The sequence below is a fragment of the Pseudarthrobacter sp. TRD_SC_9 genome (assembly GCF_055361265.1).
Window position 1 is genome coordinate 1,616,760 of record NZ_CM143956.1, and the last position, 19,473, is coordinate 1,636,232.

Genomic DNA, 19,473 nt, shown 5'->3' on the forward strand with positions numbered 1-19,473 from the left:
GGGAGGCGCGCCGTTTTTGTGGGGTCCCGTTTCTTCTGTCTTTTGGCGCGCTAAAAATGTCAGTGGTCGGTGATGTGATGGATTCATGGAGATCACCAGCAGCTTGAGCGAGGGGACGCCGCTTCATTCTGCGGTGGCCGATCCTCTGGTGGTGCTGGATGGGATGGTCTCCACGCTCGAGTCTCTGGAGCACGTCATCGCCAATTTGCAGGCGATGCGGACGTACACGCTGGCTATGACGTCGCGGCTGGCGGATGTCATGAACGACGGCGGCGCGCGGCCGGGGTTCGCGGCTGCCGGCTGGGATTCGCGCTCGGCGGAGCTGGCGCAACGCGCCGTGACGGCGGAGATCGCCACCGCCACCCGTGCGAACGACCGCTCGGTGCAGCGGCAGATGGGCGAGGCAGTTGAACTGCTGGAGCGGTTCCCTGTGACGTTCCAGGCCTTTGCTGAGGGGCGGATCAGCCAGGCGCACGTTCGCGTGATCCAGGATGCCGGGACTGTGCTTGCTTGCCCCGCGGCTTTGTCCAGGTACGAGTCTGTGGTGGTGGCTTGTGCCGAGCAGCAGGCGCCCGGCCGGGTGCGGCGATTGGCTGTCCGCGAAGTTGAGAAGGCCCAGCCCACGTTGCTGGCTGGCCGGCACGAACGCGCTGCGGTGGACCGCCATGTGCGAGTGGCTCCCTTGCCGGACGGTATGGCCGAGCTGGCTGCGGTTCTGCCCGCGGCTGTGGCCTATGGCATCCACGACCGGCTTACGCAGATGGCGCGGGCACACGCTTCTTCTGGGGCTCCTGCTTCTGACCCTGGAGCGCATCGGAATATGGACCAGCTCCGTGCCGATCTGCTGTCTGATTTGTTGCTGTGTGGGGCGCCGCTGGGCCATGACACACCTGACGGGTTCCTGGCGGCTATCCAGGGGCGGGTGGATGTGACTATTCCCGTGGCTACCTTGGTTGGTGGTTCTGCCGGGCCTGCTTCTATCGGTTCCGGGCGGGTCCCCGCTGAGGTGGAGGGGAAACACCCGATCGACCCTGCGACTGCGCGTGCACTGGCTGGGCAGGCGACTGCCTGGAACCGGGTGCTGACGGATCCGGTCACGGGTGCCGTGCTTGCTGTTGACCGTTACCGGCCTAGCGAGGACCTCAAACGACTGCTTACTGCCCGGGACTCTCGCTGCCGTTTCCCTGGCTGCGGTATCAAAGCCCGGGAGCTGGACCTGGACCACACGCACGATGCTGCCCTGGGCGGTGCTACGGAAACGGGCAACCTCGCCGGGCTCTGCAGACGTCACCACATGCTCAAGCACCATTCACGGTGGAAGATCAAGCAAACCGGGGGAGGGACGCTGGAATGGACCAGCCCCACCGGCCGGAGTTACACGGACCACGCGCCGACGCCACCAACTTCCATCACCGGCGCCGACGCGAGCCGAAGATGGAGGCCTGGTGATCATCTTGAATTGGGCAATACATCCGACCCGCCTCCATTTTGAGCAATACCTGTACGGGAGTGCCGTCGGTTACTTGTGCCAGGCGTTGAAGTTGATTCCGTCAGGGTGAGCGTTGCTACGGTAGATCAGGTCCGCCTGGCTGAAGCGTTCGGCTTCGAGGGCACGCCCATTGACGTCAGCATGCGTGACGGGAAAAGAGAAGCCGGAAACGCCGGCCATTTGGTCATCGGCACCTGCCGGAATCGTGTAAGCTTTTCAAGGTGGTTCGGCCGGACTGCTGAGATGAATTCCGTGGAAACACTGGTATTTATTGCAGCGGAGAACGGCGGGACCAGCGGGCTGTAGCGCAGCTTGGTAGCGCACTTGACTGGGGGTCAAGGGGTCGCAGGTTCAAATCCTGTCAGCCCGACCAATACGATAGCCGCGACACACTTCGTGTCGCGGCTATCGTCGTATGTGGTTATTTCCTTGACTCCGGACTTTACTCGAAGGTCTGTCATACCTTGAGCCGGATCTGGCTGGAGGCAGTAGTTGTGCAGCACATCGCCGAAATCCCTAGCCAGCCGGGATTCGACCCGCCCAAAGTCAGCGCTTCCCTGGTGTGTGAGACAGCAGCAGCGGCGTGTATTGAGCGCTGAATCATTTACGCTTCCCGATCTACTAGGTGCGTAGGCATGAATGTCGGTGGTTGCATATACCGTCAGAGCACCAGCCCAGATTGAAGGAGCATCCAGATGCCACATGACAATCAACATTACCCAGTCGCAATTTCCCGAATCAGCGAGGATGATTCGCGTGAACTTCAGAACGTGCGTGCGATCCAGTGGCTTCTTATACAGCAGGGTGGTCCGGTCGTTGTCGTCACACCGCAGAAACACTTTTCCGGCGATAGCCTCAAACGCTTGATTGCGCGTCCGAGCGTCACTCATCTCACTTGGCGCGGTTTCTCGACGGGGTACCTCGAGAATCGGAGAGTGATCTTTGGGTGGCCTGACCGTCAGCGTCTCAATGACCTATGGGGTGCTAGGCCCGACGCCCTTGTCGTGCTGGAACATGGCGGTACAGAGGCGGCAGAGTGGATCGCCGACAACAACCCAATCCAACTGTTGAACGGTCAGACCCTGCGGCTCTCGGCAGAGAGGGTAGGAGTGTCAGCACCTGAACCTCTTCCTAACGGCGTCGACGCCATCTTGGAGCATGTCGCGGTCATGGCAGCGGGATACTCCCCAGGTCTGAAGTGGAATGAGGAGGACATGCTTAAAGCGGACATGATGAACCGACCGGACCGATGGGAACCCGTCACAGCTGAGCAGGTCCGGGCCAAGTGCCGGGAGCTGAATATGCGGCCAAATGACATCGACACCGTTGCTGGATATCTGCAACGCAGGAAGGAAGGCGGACGCTTCAATGTCCGGAGCTCTTACCGGGGCTTCCAATTCTCATAGCCAACGATGGGATGCAGCCCATGGTTGTGATGCGCCGACCGCATGCTCGAGGTCTATTGCCGCGGCGGAGAGGGCTCGAGAACCAATCCACGCTGCATACTGATTCGATATACGTGTGTGGGGAAGGGATCGTTCTTGATATGCGAGAGGAGAGCGCTCAATGAGTGACGATGACGAGTTACGACGAGTTCGATTTTATGGAGCCAATGACCTGGCTTCCGGCTGGCACGCCCCGCGCGTGGCCGAACTTGCTGCTCAGTTCGATCCTGAGAATGCCCTGACGAGCATTATGGATGTCCTCGAACTCCACAACGTACAGCAGTACCTCGAAAACGGATTGCTCCCGAGCCTCTGCACGGAGAGTCAACGAGAGGGGCTCATGGCACGGGCTCCGCAGATTCGCGCTGCTGTTGCACGCTTCTTTACTGCGGTTGACGGCCGGAACTTTGCCGCCGTCGTGGCCGAGGTAGGCTACGAATATCATCGGGACCTCCTCGACCTTCTCGGTCGTAACAAGGCTTTCGAACGTTGCAGTGCAGAGATAGCGCTTACCGCCCTGAAGGCAGCGGGTGTCCACCTCGGTGAAATGCTCGCGAGCAAGAACCTAGTCCAGGCATATGACACTGAAATACGGGACGAGCTTCTCACCTCGAGCCGCAGCGCCGAATACATCGTTCGCAAGTACTTGGAAAAGGGTGCAAGAGGTGGGATACATTTTCCACCGAGCTTCACTTCGATGGACGCCCGCAGTTTGCTTGAGCGCTACATCGACAGCGAGGAGGCGAACCTGAACCATGTCTGGCTGATTGCGAACGCAAACGATCATGCTCAGGCCGGCATAGATGCCAAGCTCAAGTTGCGTGCAAAAAGACGCAGCGAAGAATTGAACGCAAAGATCTTCGAACAGAACGAGGGGTTCAAGATGGGTTGCGAGGTGAGCATCTCTGACGATCAAGATGAACCAGCCGTGCTCGAGTTGGACTCGTCGAATGGATCGCTCGTGCGATACACGTACGGCAGCCGCTGGCTCGAGGCGACCCTGGATAATCCGAGCATCCTCAACAACTTTCAGCAGCTGTTTGACTTCGTCGATCACCAAATAATTCTGACGCTTCCATCCTATCCAGCCCGCTTAGATGTGATGGAACGGGTGATGGGACTTACTGGGAATGCCGAGTATAAGGTCGGCTTTGCATTTGGAAACGTCGACACCAGTTCCAAACTTCAGACACTCATGTACTGGCGATTCCTGAAGTCGCACGACGTTGACCTGGAGCAGGTCATCTCCTGGTTCTTCGAGACGTATCTCGTCGAGGAGTTTGGCATGTCGAACTTCTCGTTCGTTCCGTCTGATGAAAGTTCGTCGTACCTCCAGAGAGTCCGGCATCTTTTTGCTGAGATGGAAAGTGTTGCAAACCAATTCGGCCTATACGCTGAGAATGGTGAACTCGATCGAGAATTGCTCGCCATAAGATCGGACCAGGTTCGATACAAAGAGATACCCTGTCTCCTCGATGGCAAGTATATTTATCCGTCAGAAGGCGAAGAGATTGTCGGTATCCTTCATCTTCTGTTCTCTGACCAATCGGCGTTGAGCTACATAGATGAGGGGCTGCGTGCTGAAAACGCGGCCGCGCTCCTCTTACAGAACCAAGTCGCCTACGCGGACTTCCACGACTACCAGAAGGTGAGCATCGACCATCTGATCAACCTCGGCATTCTGGAGAATACTGGCGAGCGTGTCCGATTCACGAGTATGGAGCGATTGCTGATCCTCACGGCGTTGTTCCATACTCAAGCGGCTAACTATTATCACCTTTCGGAGGCGGGGCGGGCCGAGGTGGAGAGCATGGCCGAGAAGGGCTGGGTAACGCGCCGCTCCTCGCTGCTGACCGATGCTGAAGGGGCCTACTTCAACTATTTTCTCAATAAGGTGGGATTCAGCAACGGACCCAATTTACGCAATAGGTACTTGCATGGGTCGCAGGCCCACTCCGACGGCGATGAGGCGCATTTCGATACCTACCTGATTGCGCTGCGTTTGATCGTGGCATTGGTTATTAAGATGAACGACGACGTTTGTCTCGCAGCGACCGAGAGTTCGAGCTCTAGCGAAGCTGGAAGCAGGAACTCATGACCTGAACAGACTTGATTCAGCGCGGCGGAAACCCGGCCGGTGCCGCATGGACACAGCACCTGCAATGCGCAAAATTGCGATGCCCATTCATTGCCGGGTTGTTTGTGTTCGTGATTCTTCCCAATCGGTTTCGTCCAGCTCGGCGATGTAGGCAAGTGCGATGGCTTCGCTGGCCGTTTCGGGGATGATTTCTCTGGCTGTTTCGGGAGTCACTAGAGGTGCACTCATCTGCCTGCGGAGCGTTCGAATTCTGCGGAGATACAGGAAGGTGACGACGATCCCCGGAAGAAACATCAGGTAGGCCAGCACTGTCCCCGCAACGGCGGTGAGCTCCATGATGACCAGCTTCGTGCCAAGCGCCGACCTGACGCTGGGAGCAACAGGAACGGACAAAACGAGCCCCCCGAGCACTAGCCCGAACCACGTCACCAGTGCCCACCATCGAAAACCTTTCCGCGGCACGTGCACTTGCGTTTTTCGAAGGAACCGGAAGTCCCGGACTGTCTCAAAGAGCTGCACTGCAAAGATGAGGATCCCCCCACAGACCATGACAATTCCGAAGCCCCACGTGCCGAAGCGGTAGAACTCGCTCGGTGCGTTCAAAGCGAAAATCAACACGTAGTAGGCCGTGACCGCGATGAGGACTGTCGCTACACCGTCGCTGATTCGTTCTTCGAGGGGCAGGAATTTGAGCCGGGTCCTCTGAATGCCGTTTCGAACGACGTAAAGGAGTGCCGCGATCATCAGTGCTGAACCAAGCGCCGAGCCAAGATTGAGTTCATCGATTCGGTCGATGACATATTGGTTGGCTGCTGAGACCCATTCCGTGAGACTTCCTGTGTACAGGCTCCCTAGAAGAGCCCCGAAGCTGACCACAAAGAAGGTGCCAGCCGCGACGCCCTTCTTCGTCCAGGTTCGGAGGGGTCCTTTGATCCCAATGAGCAAAGTCATGAATTGTTTGCCGATTGCGACAACCAGTCCGAGGACGGTGCTCAGCGTGATCACCAAGCCGACGAAACTTAGCCAGTCTGTTTGCGGATTGTTCCTATTGAAATGTGACCAGGCCCACCAGAGGAGGCCGGCCCAGACTCCGAGGAACGTTGCCGTAGCAAGACATTTCTCTCCAATCCTCCTAGTTTTGGCGAAGAACAACGGAAAGAACCAACGGAGCCCCTGCCAGGCCGTGATCGCACAGTTCAAGGCGTAGACGACGTTCCATGTTTTAGCGGCAGCTCCAGCACGGGTGATTTTCTGTGTCAAGCGGAATTGTCTCTCAAGGCTGCGCTCTAACACGAGCGCCTGTCGTTCGTGAAGAGCAATTAGGTCATCGGACGTCGCATCCGTAACTGATTTCAGTGCGCGAAACATCACCTCGTGAGTCTTGGTGTCGACGGAGACCATTTGCGTCCCAACGAAGTCCTGGAGTGCTTGCTCGTCGCTCCCAGACCGTGGACTTCGAAGAAGGTCTCGGCGATGCGCTTCTAACGAAGCCGCAAACTGGAACTGTGCGCTCCAGTCTGCGGGACGGGCCGCGGCGGAACCGATGGCCAGCATCCAGACCGTGAAGAGGAAGGCGATTACGCCGCACGTCGAGCCTATCGCCAAGAGCAGGTCCAAAAGAGTCTCCGAAAGTGTTGAGTGCGGGCAAGAAGCGACCTCGTGCCCCACCCTTCTGAACTCCCGGCCAACATTCAAGTCATACGGCGGTCGGACTACGCTACTGGGTACGGTAGCCGCACGGGAACGGGCCCGGAGAGTCTCCGACGTCGTGCCTCCAGGGGCTCCTGGATGCGGTGAACCAGCGGGTTGTCATTGCTGACGGCGTCATGGGCACCCTGCTGCAGGGGCACGACCTCTCGCTCGAGGAAGATTTTCAGGGGCTGGAGGGCTGATGGGCTGCAACGAGATCCATAAAGACACGCGTCCCAATGTCATCAGGACATCCATGACGCGTACTTTGCGGTGGGCATCGACGCCGTCGAGACCAATACGTCTGGCGCCAACTGGTCCAACCTCTCCGATTACAGCATTGATGACCCGATCGCAGAACTGGCACTGAAGGGCGCCCAGATTGCCCGAACGCGCTGAAGCGGCGGAGGAAAACGACGGCCGTATGCGGTGGGTCCTCGGCCCGATGGGGCCGGGCATCAAGCTCCCCAGCCTCGGCCATACCAGCTGCGAAGGATGTTATCGGCTCACGCAGGAACGAGCGGGGTGCTTTACGGTAAGCCCGACCAATCTTGTGCTCAGAGGCTGTCAACGGGGGGACTCGCGCGGCGAATCACTCCGGGCCGGCCAGCCTGCAGCCGGCCCGGAGCATCCGTCAGCGCAGGTCGAAGCGGTCCAGCTCCATGACCTTCACCCAAGCAGCCACGAAGTCGTTGACGAACTTCTCCCTGCCGTCCTCGCTGGCATAGACCTCGGCCAACGCACGGAGCTGGGAGTTGGAGCCGAAGACCAGGTCCACCGGGGTGGCGGTCCACTTCAGTTCGCCGGTGGAAACGTCCCTGATCTCATAGACGTTCTCGTCCGCCTCCGACGCTTTCCACTGGGTGCCAGGGGAGAGAAGGTTGACGAAGAAGTCGTTGGTCAGCACCTGGGGCCTGTCGGTGAGGACGCCGTAATTGGAGCCCCCGACATTGGTGCCGAGGGCGCGCATGCCGCCGACCAGTGCTGTCATCTCCGGCGCCGACAGGTCCAGCATGTACGCCTTGTCCAGCATGAGAGTCTCCGGCTGTAGCTTCTCGCCGGGGCGCACGTAGTTACGGAACCCGTCAGCCCGCGGCTTCAGGTACTGGAACTGTTCGACGTCGGTCTGGTCCTGGGCGGCATCGGTGCGGCCCGGGCGGAACGGCACGGTGACGGAGAACCCGGCGTCCCGCGCCGCCTTCTCCACCGCGGCGCAGCCGCCAAGAACGATCAGGTCAGCCAGCGAGACCTTCTTGCCTCCGGCCTGGGCAGCGTTGAATTGCTGCTGCACGCTCTCAAGCGCCTGCAACGCCGTCGAAAGTTGCTCGGGTTCATTGACCTCCCAGCCGGTCTGCGGCTCCAGCCGGATCCGTGCGCCGTTGGCCCCGCCGCGGCGGTCGGTCTTGCGGAAGGTGGACGCGGAAGCCCAAGCGGTGGTTGCCAGCTGTGAGACGGACAGGCCCGAGTCCAAAAGTGATGCCTTCAGCGAAGCGATGTCCTCCTCGCCAATCAACTCGTGGTCCACCGCGGGAACCGGATCCTGCCAGAGCTGAGCTTCGGGAACCCAAGGCCCGAGCATGTGTGGGCCCACAGGTCCCATGTCGCGGTGCAGCAGCTTGTACCAGGCCTTGGCGAAGGCGAGCTGGAATTCATCCGGGTTCTTCAGGAAGCGCCGCCCGATTTCCTCATAGACAGGGTCGAAACGCAGCGACAGGTCGGTGGTCAGCATGGTGGGCCGGTGCTTCTTCTGCGGGTCATGCGCGTCCGGAATGATCTCCGGGGCGTCCTTAGCCACCCACTGGTGCGCGCCGGCGGGGCTCTTGACCTGCTCCCACTCGTACTCGAACAGTATTTCCAGGAAGCGGTTGCTCCACTGGGTGGGCCGGTCCGTCCAGGTGACCTCGAGGCCGGAGGTGATGGTGTCCGCACCCTTGCCGCTGCCGTAGGTGCTGAGCCAGCCCAGCCCCTGGTTCTCGAGATTGGCGCCCTCCGGTTCGGGGCCGACGTGCGCGTCGGCGTCACCGGCGCCATGGGTTTTGCCGAACGTGTGGCCTCCTGCGATCAGCGCGAAGGTCTCTTCGTCGTTCATCGCCATACGCTTGAACGTCTCGCGGATGAACGCTGCCGCGAGCTTGGGATCCGGGTTGCCCATTGGACCTTCGGGGTTGACGTAGATCAGGCCCATCTCAGTGGAGCCGACGTCCTCCGACATCTGGCCTTCACCGATGTAGCGTTCGTCGCCGAGCCAGGCGTCTTCCGGGCCCCAGAAAATCTCCTCGGGTTCCCACACGTCCTCGCGGCCGAAGGCGAAGCCAAAGGTCTTGAAGCCCATCGACTCGAGGGAGACGTTTCCCGCGAGGACGAGCAGGTCGGCCCAGGAGAGCTTCTGGCCGTACTTCTGCTTGACGGGCCACAGCAGACGGCGGGCCTTGTCGAGGTTGGCGTTGTCCGGCCAGCTGTTGAGCGGCGCGAACCGCTGGCTGCCGTCCCCTGCACCGCCGCGGCCGTCCTGGACGCGGTAGGTGCCGGCGGCGTGCCAGCTCAGCCGAATCATCAGGCCGCCATAGTGGCCGAAGTCAGCAGGCCACCAGTCCTGGGACGTGGTGAGGACCTGGGTAATATCCTGCTTGAGCGCTTCGACGTCGAGCTTCTGGAATTCCTCCCGGTAGCTAAAGCCGGGGCCGAGCGGGTTGCCCGCCGGGTGGTGGGCGTGAAGCACCGAGAGGTCCAGCTGGTTGGGCCACCAATCCGCGACGGTCCGCGGCCGGTGCCCCTTAGGCTGCGGCGAGTCGATCGCTGGGTTTTCACTCTCGCTGCCGTGCGAGGTAACGCTGCCATGCGCCACCGGACACCCGCCTTCAACCTTGCTGTCGAGGCCTTGGGCACTTCCTGGGGTGGGCACCGGGGGGTGTTCTTGGGGGTCGGTCATGTGCTTCCTTCCATGTGGCCGAGGCCGTGGTCGGACTCGGGCAGCCGCTTCAACCCTCCTATTTGAACATGAGACGGTGCCCGGGGGAGAGCCCTCTTTTGCGGGCCACCGTCCTGGGTTTTCACCTGGGTCAATCCCTGGCGTTTCTGTACCTGCGGAGTCGAAGCACACTGGGAGCTGAACGGGCAGATCGAGGAGACGTACACCGGGCATGCGCTGGTGAAGGTGTTCGGCCGGGAGCGCGAGGTGGAGGAGCGGTTCCGGCAGAACGCGGAGCTGTACCAGGCGAGCTTCGGCGCGCAGTTTCATTTCCGGGCTGATCATGCCGGCCATGACGTTCATCGGAAACCTGGTGTACGTGGGAATCGCCGTGGTGGGCGGGCTCCAGGTGGCATCCGGGGCGATGCAGTTGGGCGACGTCCAGGCGTTCATCCAGTACTCGCGGCAGTTCACTATGCCGCTGGCGCAGCTCGGGTCCGTGGCGAACGTGCTGCAGTCCGGGGTGGCGTCCGTCGAGCGGGTATTCTCGCTGCTGGACGAAGACAAGGAACCTGAGAAGCCTGCGCCTTCTACCGGTCCGGTGTTCGGGCGGGGGTGGCTGGAGTTCTCGTTCCCATACTTGCGGAGAAGCCATTGATTTCCGTGCTTTCGTGGTGGCGGAGCCGGGCAGACGGAGGCAATCGTGGGGCGCACCGGGGCGTGCAAGACCATGCTGGTGAACCTGATGATGCGGTTCTGTGAGCCGGACGCCGGGCGAATAACGTTCGACTGCGTCGACGTCATCTCGGTGCCGCGGCGGGAGCTGCGCTTACGGCTGGGGATGGTGCTGCAGGCTGCGTGGCTGTTCGGCGGGACCATCCGGGACAATTGCGTACGGCCGGCCCTCGGCTACCTCCGAGGAGGTGCTGGGAAGCGGCTCGGGCGACCTACGTGGACCGGTTGTGCGTTCACTGCCTGATGGGTACGACACGGTGCTGGACGACGAGGGCGCGAACATGTCTGCGGGGGAGAAGCAGCTGCTGACCGTCGCCAGGGCGTTCCCAGCCCGGCCTTCTGCTGACTCTGACGCGACGTCCGCGGTGGATACCCGGACCGAGGTGCTGGTGCAGAAGGCGATGAGTGCACTGCGATCGGACCGGACGGGCTTCGTGATCACCCACCGCCAGTCCACCATCCGCGACGCCGACCTCATCCTGGTGATGGAAGCCGGCCAGGTCGTGGAGCAGGGCACGAACGCCTCATTGCTTGCCGGCGGGGTTTACGCGCGGCTGTACGAGGCGCAGTTAGCGGCTCCTGCGGCGGATGTCTTCGGCGCCGCTAATCCGTTTCATACGGGGCAGAATACCCAGGGTTCGACAGGATAATCCGTCCGGTATTGCGCTGGTACGGGTGCGCTCTTATCGTCGCCATAGGCTTTTGCTGATGTACGGCGCGGTCACCGCTAAACCCGCACGCGATCGGTTAGTTGGAGTCGGTTAGATACAAGCGTGTAGAGATCGATCGAGCCCAGCTCTTTGTCCGTGAGGGTCACCGTGAGGGCGTAGCGTTGTTGCCGGTAGTCGTCGGTGTTCCGAGCCCAGGAAGCAGCCTTATGAGTCACGGCAACGTAAAACGTATCGGCATCGTCGGTAAATGAAGCTTTACGCCACCATGATCTCTTCATTAGGGTGCTGCTGGTAAAAATCTGCTGAGATGGCTCCAGTTTGAGGTGACGACTGTCCCGAATGAGGTCCGTACTTGCGTCAACTTGGGATTGGAGAGTTTCGAGAAGCTCTGCCGGGTCCAAGTTGCGATACAGGCCGAATGACATCGCACCCGCTAGATACTCTCGGCGCTTACTCCTAACAGGAGGATCGAACGCCAGTGTGACAGTGATGGAACGTTCTCGTTTCCCAGATCTGAACTCCGTAGGAATCGGGATGGGGTGCAATCGCACAGCCTCAGTAGGCATTGATCCGTCATATAGCATCGTGACTTTGGATGTCGTACTCAGGATGGACTCTTCGGAGTTCGGTACCCCCATCCCGTATCGAACCGTCCGAGTTGTATCACTTTGGGTGTCCTTGGCGGCAGCCGGCAAACGCGACCCGAGCGCAAGCAGAGCCCGCACGAGGTTAGCGGAAGCGTTGGGATATGCATGGAGAATGTCCGCAGCTGCCCGCGCCACGGCGGGGGCAGCGAAGCTAGTACCGTTGCATGCCCTGAAGAGGCGTCCACTCGTATCCATGGCGGTGCTAATTACACTCGCCCCAGGTTCGTCGGGGACCACACGCCCAGTGTCGTTTATGACAGAATTTCCGCCGGCATGTACGAAATCGGGTTTGTTGCGCCGCGACGCCCCAGATCCAAGGCCGGGGCCGCTCCGACTAAACGGTGAAACTGCTCCGACTCCGGCGATTGCCTCCCAACTAAAGCGGGCCGGATTTAGCTCGGCCGCTGCATCACTGTGAGCAATCGAGCCAACTGTAACTGCCAGGGCGGCAGGTCCAGGCTCACTTAACCTATGATCTTCGTGGGCCAGATACTCAGGATAATGATCCCTGATGTGGTGACCGGATGAGAGCGTCCCATCAATTGAGACAGGTATATTTCCCGTAGGTACGACAATGACTACGTCTAGATCTCGGGAAAGGCGATCCAGCGTCTCAGTCAGTTCCTCGACGTGGACTGCATTGAAGGGTTCCGAATAGCCGATACTTAGATTAAAAATTCGTACCCCGTGCTTTGTGTGCAGAGTCTTTATCGCACGCTCGACAAGGTCAGCCTCCGTATAGCTCCCAGCGAAAACTGGGTGTCCAGGAGTGTGCGCCGTAGGATCGGTGTGCATGATCCTCGCGACATGCACTAAACCATGTGCCGAAATCGGGACGCCGTCTCGGAGTTGTTCCTCCAAATGGGGAAATAGGACGCGACCCACCACCTCTGTGCCGTGGTGAGTAGGGTCGCTCCAGACAAAACCGTCTTCCGCGATGTTCGTAACTGTGACGAGATCCTTGAGTAGAGGATGCCCTGTCGCTGGGTGATCGTCTAACACACCGACCGCTGCACTTGGAATTAGTTCCCGCGTCAGATCATCAGCTGACGCGTGGTACCAATCGCTGAAGTCTAAGAACGGAACCGGTGGCGTGCGCACGCGCTCGACCACGCTTACTTCCAGGATCTCACTAAGCAACGTCTGAGTCATGCTTACTCGGATTACTGTACGCGCGGGGGTGACGTCCTGAAGGAGGATATGGCCGCCTCCCTTCAAGATGACGGCCTTGACAACCTCAAATCTCCGGAGGGCCTCCTCCCGACTAGCCGATGGCCAAATCTTGATGTCTACCGTGAATGGCCCACTAGAGCTCAAATCAAGGAGCCCTGGACCCATACGATCTTCGCGCCCGTACCGCTCAATGTCGTTGAACATATCCAGCAAGCTCCGGAGGTCGCCCGTCCGGGAATATTGGTCAATCGCTTTCTGAAGCGCAACGCCGTCGTCGCTAACAAGGTAGAAGTACGTAAAGTCGACGGTCTCACCTAGAAATTGCAGTCCCCGTGCAGCTGTTGAGCTGTCGACCGGTCGCCCAGTGGCTCGGACCTTGAAGACTAAGTCAGGATCGACGTTACGCGGTAGCTTTCTTCCTTGAGTCGCCGCTTTGAGGCTGGCCGAGAGTGAAGGGCCGTGAATATTGGGGTGCCGGGCTTCTCTTGGGGACCGATCGGGTGGACTGGATCGGCGTGAGTTGGATTCCAGTGGGTTGGGAAGTTTAAGATGCTCGGGCAATGCGGTCCTTACCAGGGTCGATTCTTCACTGCTTCCAGCGCAGTGCTGACGTCCTCGTCATTCAAATGTTCACGCCCAGATAAAAGCGCATTTCGGCGAGCATCCCACACAAATTTTTCCACAGCGGCATGCGGTAGCCCGCGCAGAGATCTTGCTAGAGGGTCGATATCAAGTCCTGGATGCTTTACCGGGCGTAGTCTAAGTCGCAGAAGTCGCCTTATTTCGTGAACGGTAGGCAAGTTGAATGTCAGTACTTCATCAAACCTGCGCCATAGAGCTGAATCCAGTAGGTCAGCATGATTCGTTGCCGCGAGAATAAGGCTTGGACCAGAATACCTGTCGGTCATCTGCAGAAACGAAGTAACAACTCGCTTCATCTCTCCATGTTCTGAACCATCATTGCGGGATCTGCCCAAGGCATCGAACTCATCGAACAAAACCACCAAGGGAGCTCTGTCGGCGTATTCAAAGATTCGGCGCAGGTTGCTTGCGGTTTCGCCAAGGTAGGAAGATACAACGGCGTCTAGTCGTACAAGCAGGAAGGGCCAACCGAGCTCGGCGGCGATACCCTCAGCGGCGGTGGTTTTTCCGCAACCTGGGGGGCCCGTGAATAAAAACCGTTGTCGCTTTGGAATCCCTGCAGAGCCGAGCAGTGTCCACTGCTTCACCTCGGCCGCGGCTCCATACAGAGAATTAGCGAGTTGGGGCGACAGTACAAGCTCTTCAATGAGCTTTTGCGGATGCCGTAGATCGGCGAGTGGCCACTCACCCTCTCTATCCATTGGAGGTTCAGGGAGGATGACGGTTGCGGCGACATCCGCAGTGGCACCCCCCACCGCAAGCAAGGACTGAAGGTCTCGAGCGAGCGCATGATGATGTTTGCTTTTTTCTTCCTCAATGATCTCCATCGCGGCACGCCTAAAGGCAAGCTCATCGCGAGTGTGGAAAGCGCGGAACATCGTCTTCAACTGCTTGCCAGCCATATAAGTACCTTAGAGTATCGGGGTTTGTTCGATGTGTGGCGGAACTGTCACTGCCAAGACAGACGTTCATCTTCGAGCAGTGATCATCATTCCCGACATCTACTGGACGAGTGGCCCACGGTGCTCCGGGACACGCTGAACGGTTCGCCAATCACGGCGGTGTCTTGTCCTCTTCTAACTAATACAGGGAGACGAGCTTGGTTGCATGGCCATTGGATTGTGTGCCGGGAAGCCGGTCTTTGTGTTTGACGACGTGCATGCTTCCGACGTTGTGGGTACTTACCCGGTGAGCAACGGGCACCGTTTTACCGCGACGCAAGGGTTGGCCGTCCTGAGGAACAACTAGTTGCCAATATTTTTGGACGAGTCTTCGGCAGGCAACTCTTCCAGTTCCTTATCGCCACTAATTCGCTAGCGGATACCTTTCGGATCGGAGAACTCAACACCACCAACTCTTGGGATCAACCACTTCAGTGCCTCGTTGTCATCGCCCGAAACTGGCCGTCTCCCGTCACTCTCCATGCGAGCTCTTGCCGCAAGCCGGGTGCTCCGAACTTGTTCTCTCCTATCCTCGAGATTGATTCGTCCATCTGCTCATGGAAAAATGCTCTCACGCTCAGAGCCAGTTGACCGTCACTTGGCCTTTGAAGCCCAGGCAAAGCGCGTTGATGTTCGGCTCTCACTTGAAGTCCAACTGACCGAGCAAACTTCTCGCGTTCCTCTCTCCGACCCTGGCCTCGTGCTCCAACTATCGCGATACGATCGCTTTCCCTCGGACCTGCCTTGCAAAATCAGCAGTAGATTTTTTCTGCACTGAGTCTCGCCGCTGTTCATCCTGGATCTCGACTGACGTCCGTTGTATGCGAAGCGCTGCAATTGCTCCGACAAACCAAAGAACGTCACGACGACACCTGCCCACTCTGCAACGTTCCCCCAGGCGGGCTCCAGTGGTGCAGACTCGTGATTCAGAGCAACCAGAAGTACAACCAACAGAATCATGAGCCCGGGGGAAAGGCCACTAGCCGGTACTCAAGGTGCGTGCGGCCTACCATCCTTAGATATAGCCGCTGCCTTCTGTCTAGCTTTGCCTCTCCGATATATTCACCAGCCAGTTCTGCCGGGTAATTCTTCCCTGTCGCGATTTACGAACCCAGGGCGTGCGCTTCATCGCGTTGGCCTGCGCCCACCACCAACTTCGTTACAAACTGCGGATCTCAGTTGGCGATCGAATGCCTCGTCCCGTTGATGCACGCCGGTAACCCCACGCCCGCCACGCGGCTCCAAAAATTTCCTCCTCAGCGACGACGGCACAACTTAGGAGATGACACCTCGGGCACCTGCCGCTGGTCTGTGCGCGCCCCCGTAGCACTCAGACACACAGCGCAACGTAATGGCCCCCACACGTAACCTGTTTAGATGCCTCGTTTTGCGCTCGATATTGACTCTGTCCCTCGCCCCGCCCGCGCCCAGGAGCTGCTGGATGCGGTGAACCAGCGAGTCGTCATTGCCGACGGTGCCATGGGCACCATGCTGCAGGGACACGAGCTGTCGCTCGAGGATGATTTCCAGGGCCTGGAGGGCTGCAACGAGATCCTCAATGACACTCGCCCGGACGTCATCGCGCAGATCCATGACGCGTACTTCGCGGTGGGCATCGATGCCGTCGAGACCAATACCTTCGGAGCCAACTGGTCCAACCTGTCCGATTACGGCATCGATGACCGGATCACAGAATTGGCACTGAAGGGCGCCAAAATTGCCCGGGAACGCGCGGAAGCCGCAGAGGCAACGGACGGCCGGATGCGCTGGGTCCTCGGCTCCATGGGCCCCGGCACCAAGCTCCCCAGCCTCGGCCACACCAGCTACGACTACCTCAAGCAGACCTTCGCCCTGCAGGCCGAGGGCCTCATCGACGGGGGAGCAGACGCCTTCCTCATCGAAACCAGCCAGGACCTCCTGCAGACCAAAGCCGCCGTCAACGGCTGCAAGCAGGCCATCGTTACCCGCGGCATCCGGCTCCCCATCTTCGTCGAGGTGACGGTGGAGACCACCGGCACCATGCTGATGGGTTCCGAGATCGGCGCAGCACTCACCGCGCTCGAGCCGCTCGGCGTCGACGCCATCGGCCTGAACTGCGCCACCGGCCCGGACGAGATGAGCGAGCACCTCCGCCACCTCTCCAAGCAGTCCTCCGTGGCCATCGCCTGCATGCCCAACGCCGGCCTGCCCGTCCTTGGCCCGAACGGCGCGCACTATCCGCTCTCGCCCTCCGAGCTCGCCATCGCCCACGAACAGTTCGTCCGCGAATTCGGCCTGGGCCTGGTGGGCGGCTGTTGCGGTACGACGCCGGAACACCTGGCCGCCGTCGTCGAACGCCTTGCGCCCTTCCGCACCAAAAAGACGGGGGGAACCACCAAGCGCGTCCCCACCGAGCGGGAGCCCGGCGTCGCGTCCCTTTACCATCACGTGAATTTCGACCAGGAGCTCTCCTACCTCGCCATTGGTGAGCGCACCAACGCGAACGGTTCGAAGGCGTTCCGCCAGGCGATGCTCGAAGAGCGCTGGGACGATTGCGTCGATATTGCCCGTAGCCAGGTCCGGGTTGGCGCGAACCTGCTGGACGTGTGCATCGACTATGTGGGGCGCGACGGCGTGGCCGACATGAAGGAGATCGTCTCCCGTTTCGCGTCGGCCTCCACGCTCCCGCTGGTCATGGACTCCACCGAACCGGCAGTGCTCCAGGCCGGGCTGGAACTCATCGGCGGCCGCCCGGTGGTCAACTCCGTCAACTATGAGGACGGCGACGGCCCGGACAGTCGCTTCGCGCGCATCATGCCGCTGGTGAAGGAACACGGTACCGCCGTGATCGCCCTGACCATCGATGAGCACGGCCAGGCACGCACCACGGAGGGCAAGGTGGCCATCGCCTCCCGCCTCGTTGACGCCCTGATAGACGAATGGGGCATGCGGGTTGAGGACATCATCGTCGACTGCCTGACCTTCCCGGTCGCCACGGGTCAGGAGGAAACCCGCCGGGACGGCATCGAAACCATCGAGGCCATCCGCCAGATCAGCGCGAAGTACCCCGGCATCAACACCACCCTCGGCGTCTCCAACGTCTCCTTCGGCCTGAATCCGGCAGCACGCATGGTCCTGAACTCGGTGTTCCTGCACGAAGCCGTCCAGGCGGGCCTCACCAGCGGCATCATCGACGCCGCCAAGATCGTCCCGCTCGCTTCGCTGCCGGAGGATCAGCGCAAGGTGGCACTGGACCTCGTCTATGACCGCCGCGAATACGACGCCGACGGCAACACCACGTACGACCCCCTGGCCATCATGCTGGACATGTTCGCCGGCGTCGACACCGCGGCCCTCAAGGACCAGCGCGCCGCCGAACTCGCCGCGCTGCCCACCGGCGCGCGCCTGGAACGGCGCATCATCGACGGCGAGGGCAAGGGCCTCGAAGCGGACCTGGACCTGGCGCGCTCCGAAGGCATGACCCCGCTCGGCATCATTAACGACTACCTGCTCGAGGGCATGAAGGTGGTGGGCGAACGCTTCGGCGCCGGCGAGATGCAGCTGCCGTTCGTGCTGCAGTCCGCCGAGGTGATGAAGAACGCCGTGGCCCTGCTCGAGCCGCACATGGAGAAGTCGGATTCCTCCGGCAAGGGCACCATGGTGATTGCCACCGTGCGCGGCGACGTGCATGACATCGGCAAGAACCTGGTGGACATCATCCTCACCAACAACGGCTACAAAGTCATCAACATCGGCATCAAGCAGGGCATCGCCGAGATCATGGCCGCAGCCGAGGAGCACGACGCCGACGTGATCGGCATGTCCGGCCTGCTGGTGAAGTCCACGGTGGTGATGAAGGAGAACCTCGCGGAGCTGCAGTCCCGCGGCCTGGCGAAGAAATGGCCCATCATCCTCGGCGGCGCTGCCCTGACCCGCGCCTACGTGGAGCAGGACCTGGCAGAGCAGTTCGACGGCGTCGTCCGCTACGCCAAGGACGCCTTCGAGGGCCTGGCGCTCATGGAACCGCTGGTGCGGGTTGCCCGCGGTGAATCCCCGGACGACGTCGGCCTGCCGCCTCTGAAGAAGCGCATCCACAAGGGAGGCGCGAAGTTCACGGTGACCGAGCCCGAGGCAATGCCCGGACGCTCCGACGTCGTCGCCGACAACGCTGTACCTACGCCGCCGTTCTGGGGCACCCGCATTGTGCGCGGCGTTGCACTCCACGACTTCGCCGCCTTCCTGGACGAGCGGGCGACGTTCATGGGCCAGTGGGGCCTCAAGCCCGGCCGCGGTGAGGACGGCGCCTCCTATGAGGAACTGGTGGAACGCGAGGGCCGCCCGCGCCTGCGGTACTGGCTGGACCGGATCCTCGCTGAGGGAATGCTTGATGCGTCCGTCGCTTTCGGCTACTTCCCGGTGGTCTCCGAGGGGGAACAGGTGGTGGTTCTGCACCACGGTGAAGACCCCGACGGCGTACTGGGCACGCCGGGGCTGCTCGCCCCGGACGGTGGGTCAGGCGGCCCGATCGGCACCGACCGCCTGCGTTTCGATTTTCCACGCCAGCGCCGCGACCGGCACCTGTGCCTGGCCGACTTTGTGAAGTCCCGCGAATCGGGGCAGATTGACGTCCTGCCGGTACAGCTGGTCACCGCCGGTTCGAAGATCGAAGAGTTCACCTCCAAAATGTTCGACGCCAACCAGTACCGCGACTACTACGAGCTCAACGGCCTGGTCATGCAGCTCACCGAAGCGCTCGCGGAGTTCTGGCACGCGCGCATCCGAAAGGAGCTGGGCTTCGCTGCCGAGGAGCCCGAAGACACGGCAGGGTACTTCAAGCTTGACTACCGTGGCGCCCGGTTCTCACTCGGGTACCCTGCGTGCCCGGACATGGAGGACCGCCGCAAGGTGACCGAACTGCTGAAGCCGGAGCGGATGGGCGTGGTCCTCAGCGATGAACTCATGCTGCACCCCGAACAATCCACCGACGCGTTCGTGTTCCACCACCCGGAGGCGAAGTACTTCAAGGTGTGAGCCAGCCTGTGATCTGCACCATGGT

The 19,473-nt window shown here is 60.5% G+C and carries 11 protein-coding genes, 1 tRNA gene and 3 pseudogenes; 9 read left to right on the top strand and 6 right to left on the bottom strand.

Annotated features, from left to right (window positions below; genetic code table 11):
* Nucleotides 1–85 precede the first annotated feature (85 nt).
* Nucleotides 86–1,492, top strand: coding sequence for an HNH endonuclease signature motif containing protein (locus ACWA13_RS07595; protein WP_463937530.1), 1,407 nt, complete (start codon nucleotides 86–88; stop codon nucleotides 1,490–1,492).
* A gap of 27 nt (nucleotides 1,493–1,519) precedes the next feature.
* On the opposite strand, the gene ACWA13_RS07600 is transcribed toward ACWA13_RS07595, so the two are convergent.
* A complete protein-coding gene (locus ACWA13_RS07600) occupies nucleotides 1,520–1,669 on the bottom strand; it encodes a hypothetical protein (RefSeq protein ID WP_463937531.1) in 150 nt (49 codons plus the stop codon).
* A gap of 116 nt (nucleotides 1,670–1,785) precedes the next feature.
* Between ACWA13_RS07600 and ACWA13_RS07605 the strand changes: the two genes are divergently transcribed.
* The 3 genes from ACWA13_RS07605 to ACWA13_RS07615 all read left to right on the top strand — a co-directional run bounded on the left by ACWA13_RS07605 (nucleotide 1,786) and on the right by ACWA13_RS07615 (nucleotide 5,032).
* Nucleotides 1,786–1,862 (top strand) — tRNA-Pro (locus ACWA13_RS07605).
* A gap of 322 nt (nucleotides 1,863–2,184) precedes the next feature.
* Nucleotides 2,185–2,895 (top strand): hypothetical protein, encoded by a 711-nt coding sequence (locus ACWA13_RS07610; RefSeq protein ID WP_463937532.1) that lies wholly within the window; start codon nucleotides 2,185–2,187, stop codon nucleotides 2,893–2,895.
* 160 nt (nucleotides 2,896–3,055) lie between these two features.
* Nucleotides 3,056–5,032: a hypothetical protein gene (locus tag ACWA13_RS07615; RefSeq protein ID WP_463937533.1), complete on the top strand. Its 1,977-nt coding sequence runs from the start codon at nucleotides 3,056–3,058 to the stop codon at nucleotides 5,030–5,032.
* An 87-nt stretch (nucleotides 5,033–5,119) separates the two neighbouring features.
* Here the strand turns inward: ACWA13_RS07615 and ACWA13_RS07620 are convergent, their stop codons facing one another.
* Nucleotides 5,120–6,649, bottom strand: a complete 1,530-nt coding sequence (locus ACWA13_RS07620; RefSeq protein ID WP_463937534.1) for a hypothetical protein — start codon at nucleotides 6,647–6,649, stop codon at nucleotides 5,120–5,122.
* A gap of 167 nt (nucleotides 6,650–6,816) precedes the next feature.
* Between ACWA13_RS07620 and ACWA13_RS07625 the strand changes: the two are divergent.
* Nucleotides 6,817–7,208, top strand: a pseudogene (locus ACWA13_RS07625) (homocysteine S-methyltransferase family protein); the annotation flags it as partial.
* 147 nt (nucleotides 7,209–7,355) lie between these two features.
* On the opposite strand, the gene katG reads toward ACWA13_RS07625, so the two are convergent.
* Nucleotides 7,356–9,650 (bottom strand): catalase/peroxidase HPI, encoded by a 2,295-nt coding sequence (gene katG / locus ACWA13_RS07630; protein WP_463937535.1) that lies wholly within the window; start codon nucleotides 9,648–9,650, stop codon nucleotides 7,356–7,358.
* Between the two features lie 174 nt (nucleotides 9,651–9,824).
* On the opposite strand from katG, the pseudogene ACWA13_RS07635 reads away from it, so the two are divergent.
* Nucleotides 9,825–11,014, top strand: a pseudogene (locus ACWA13_RS07635) (ABC transporter ATP-binding protein); the annotation flags it as partial.
* Nucleotides 11,015–11,091: 77 nt separating this feature from the next.
* On the opposite strand, the gene ACWA13_RS07640 reads toward ACWA13_RS07635, so the two are convergent.
* Both ACWA13_RS07640 and ACWA13_RS07645 read right to left on the bottom strand, forming a co-directional pair.
* Nucleotides 11,092–11,250, bottom strand: a complete 159-nt coding sequence (locus ACWA13_RS07640) for a hypothetical protein (RefSeq protein WP_463938014.1) — start codon at nucleotides 11,248–11,250, stop codon at nucleotides 11,092–11,094.
* Nucleotides 11,251–11,745: 495 nt separating this feature from the next.
* A pseudogene (locus tag ACWA13_RS07645) lies at nucleotides 11,746–12,834 on the bottom strand (S8 family serine peptidase); the annotation flags it as partial.
* A gap of 48 nt (nucleotides 12,835–12,882) precedes the next feature.
* On the opposite strand from ACWA13_RS07645, the gene ACWA13_RS07650 reads away from it, so the two are divergent.
* Nucleotides 12,883–13,173, top strand: a complete 291-nt coding sequence (locus ACWA13_RS07650; protein ID WP_463938015.1) for a hypothetical protein — start codon at nucleotides 12,883–12,885, stop codon at nucleotides 13,171–13,173.
* Between the two features lie 251 nt (nucleotides 13,174–13,424).
* Here ACWA13_RS07650 and ACWA13_RS07655 read toward each other — a convergent pair whose 3' ends face one another.
* Nucleotides 13,425–14,399, bottom strand: a complete 975-nt coding sequence (locus tag ACWA13_RS07655; RefSeq protein ID WP_463937536.1) for an AAA family ATPase — start codon at nucleotides 14,397–14,399, stop codon at nucleotides 13,425–13,427.
* A 205-nt stretch (nucleotides 14,400–14,604) separates the two neighbouring features.
* On the opposite strand from ACWA13_RS07655, the gene ACWA13_RS07660 reads away from it, so the two are divergent.
* Together ACWA13_RS07660 and metH are read left to right on the top strand one after the other, a co-directional pair.
* Nucleotides 14,605–14,745 (top strand): hypothetical protein, encoded by a 141-nt coding sequence (locus tag ACWA13_RS07660; RefSeq protein WP_463937537.1) that lies wholly within the window; start codon nucleotides 14,605–14,607, stop codon nucleotides 14,743–14,745.
* A gap of 1,070 nt (nucleotides 14,746–15,815) precedes the next feature.
* Nucleotides 15,816–19,448 (top strand): methionine synthase, encoded by a 3,633-nt coding sequence (metH, locus tag ACWA13_RS07665; protein WP_463937538.1) that lies wholly within the window; start codon nucleotides 15,816–15,818, stop codon nucleotides 19,446–19,448.
* The last annotated feature ends 25 nt before the right edge of the window (nucleotides 19,449–19,473 follow it).

Coding starts and splice junctions, on each gene's coding strand:
- metH (WP_463937538.1), top strand. CDS start 15,816: ATGCCTCGTTTTGCGCTCGATATTGACTCTGTCCCTCGCCCCGCCCGC.
- ACWA13_RS07595 (WP_463937530.1), top strand. CDS start 86: ATGGAGATCACCAGCAGCTTGAGCGAGGGGACGCCGCTTCATTCTGCG.
- ACWA13_RS07615 (WP_463937533.1), top strand. CDS start 3,056: ATGAGTGACGATGACGAGTTACGACGAGTTCGATTTTATGGAGCCAAT.
- ACWA13_RS07655 (WP_463937536.1), bottom strand. CDS start 14,399: ATGGCTGGCAAGCAGTTGAAGACGATGTTCCGCGCTTTCCACACTCGC.
- ACWA13_RS07600 (WP_463937531.1), bottom strand. CDS start 1,669: ATGGCCGGCGTTTCCGGCTTCTCTTTTCCCGTCACGCATGCTGACGTC.
- ACWA13_RS07610 (WP_463937532.1), top strand. CDS start 2,185: ATGCCACATGACAATCAACATTACCCAGTCGCAATTTCCCGAATCAGC.
- katG (WP_463937535.1), bottom strand. CDS start 9,650: ATGACCGACCCCCAAGAACACCCCCCGGTGCCCACCCCAGGAAGTGCC.
- ACWA13_RS07660 (WP_463937537.1), top strand. CDS start 14,605: ATGGCCATTGGATTGTGTGCCGGGAAGCCGGTCTTTGTGTTTGACGAC.
- ACWA13_RS07650 (WP_463938015.1), top strand. CDS start 12,883: ATGGCCGCCTCCCTTCAAGATGACGGCCTTGACAACCTCAAATCTCCG.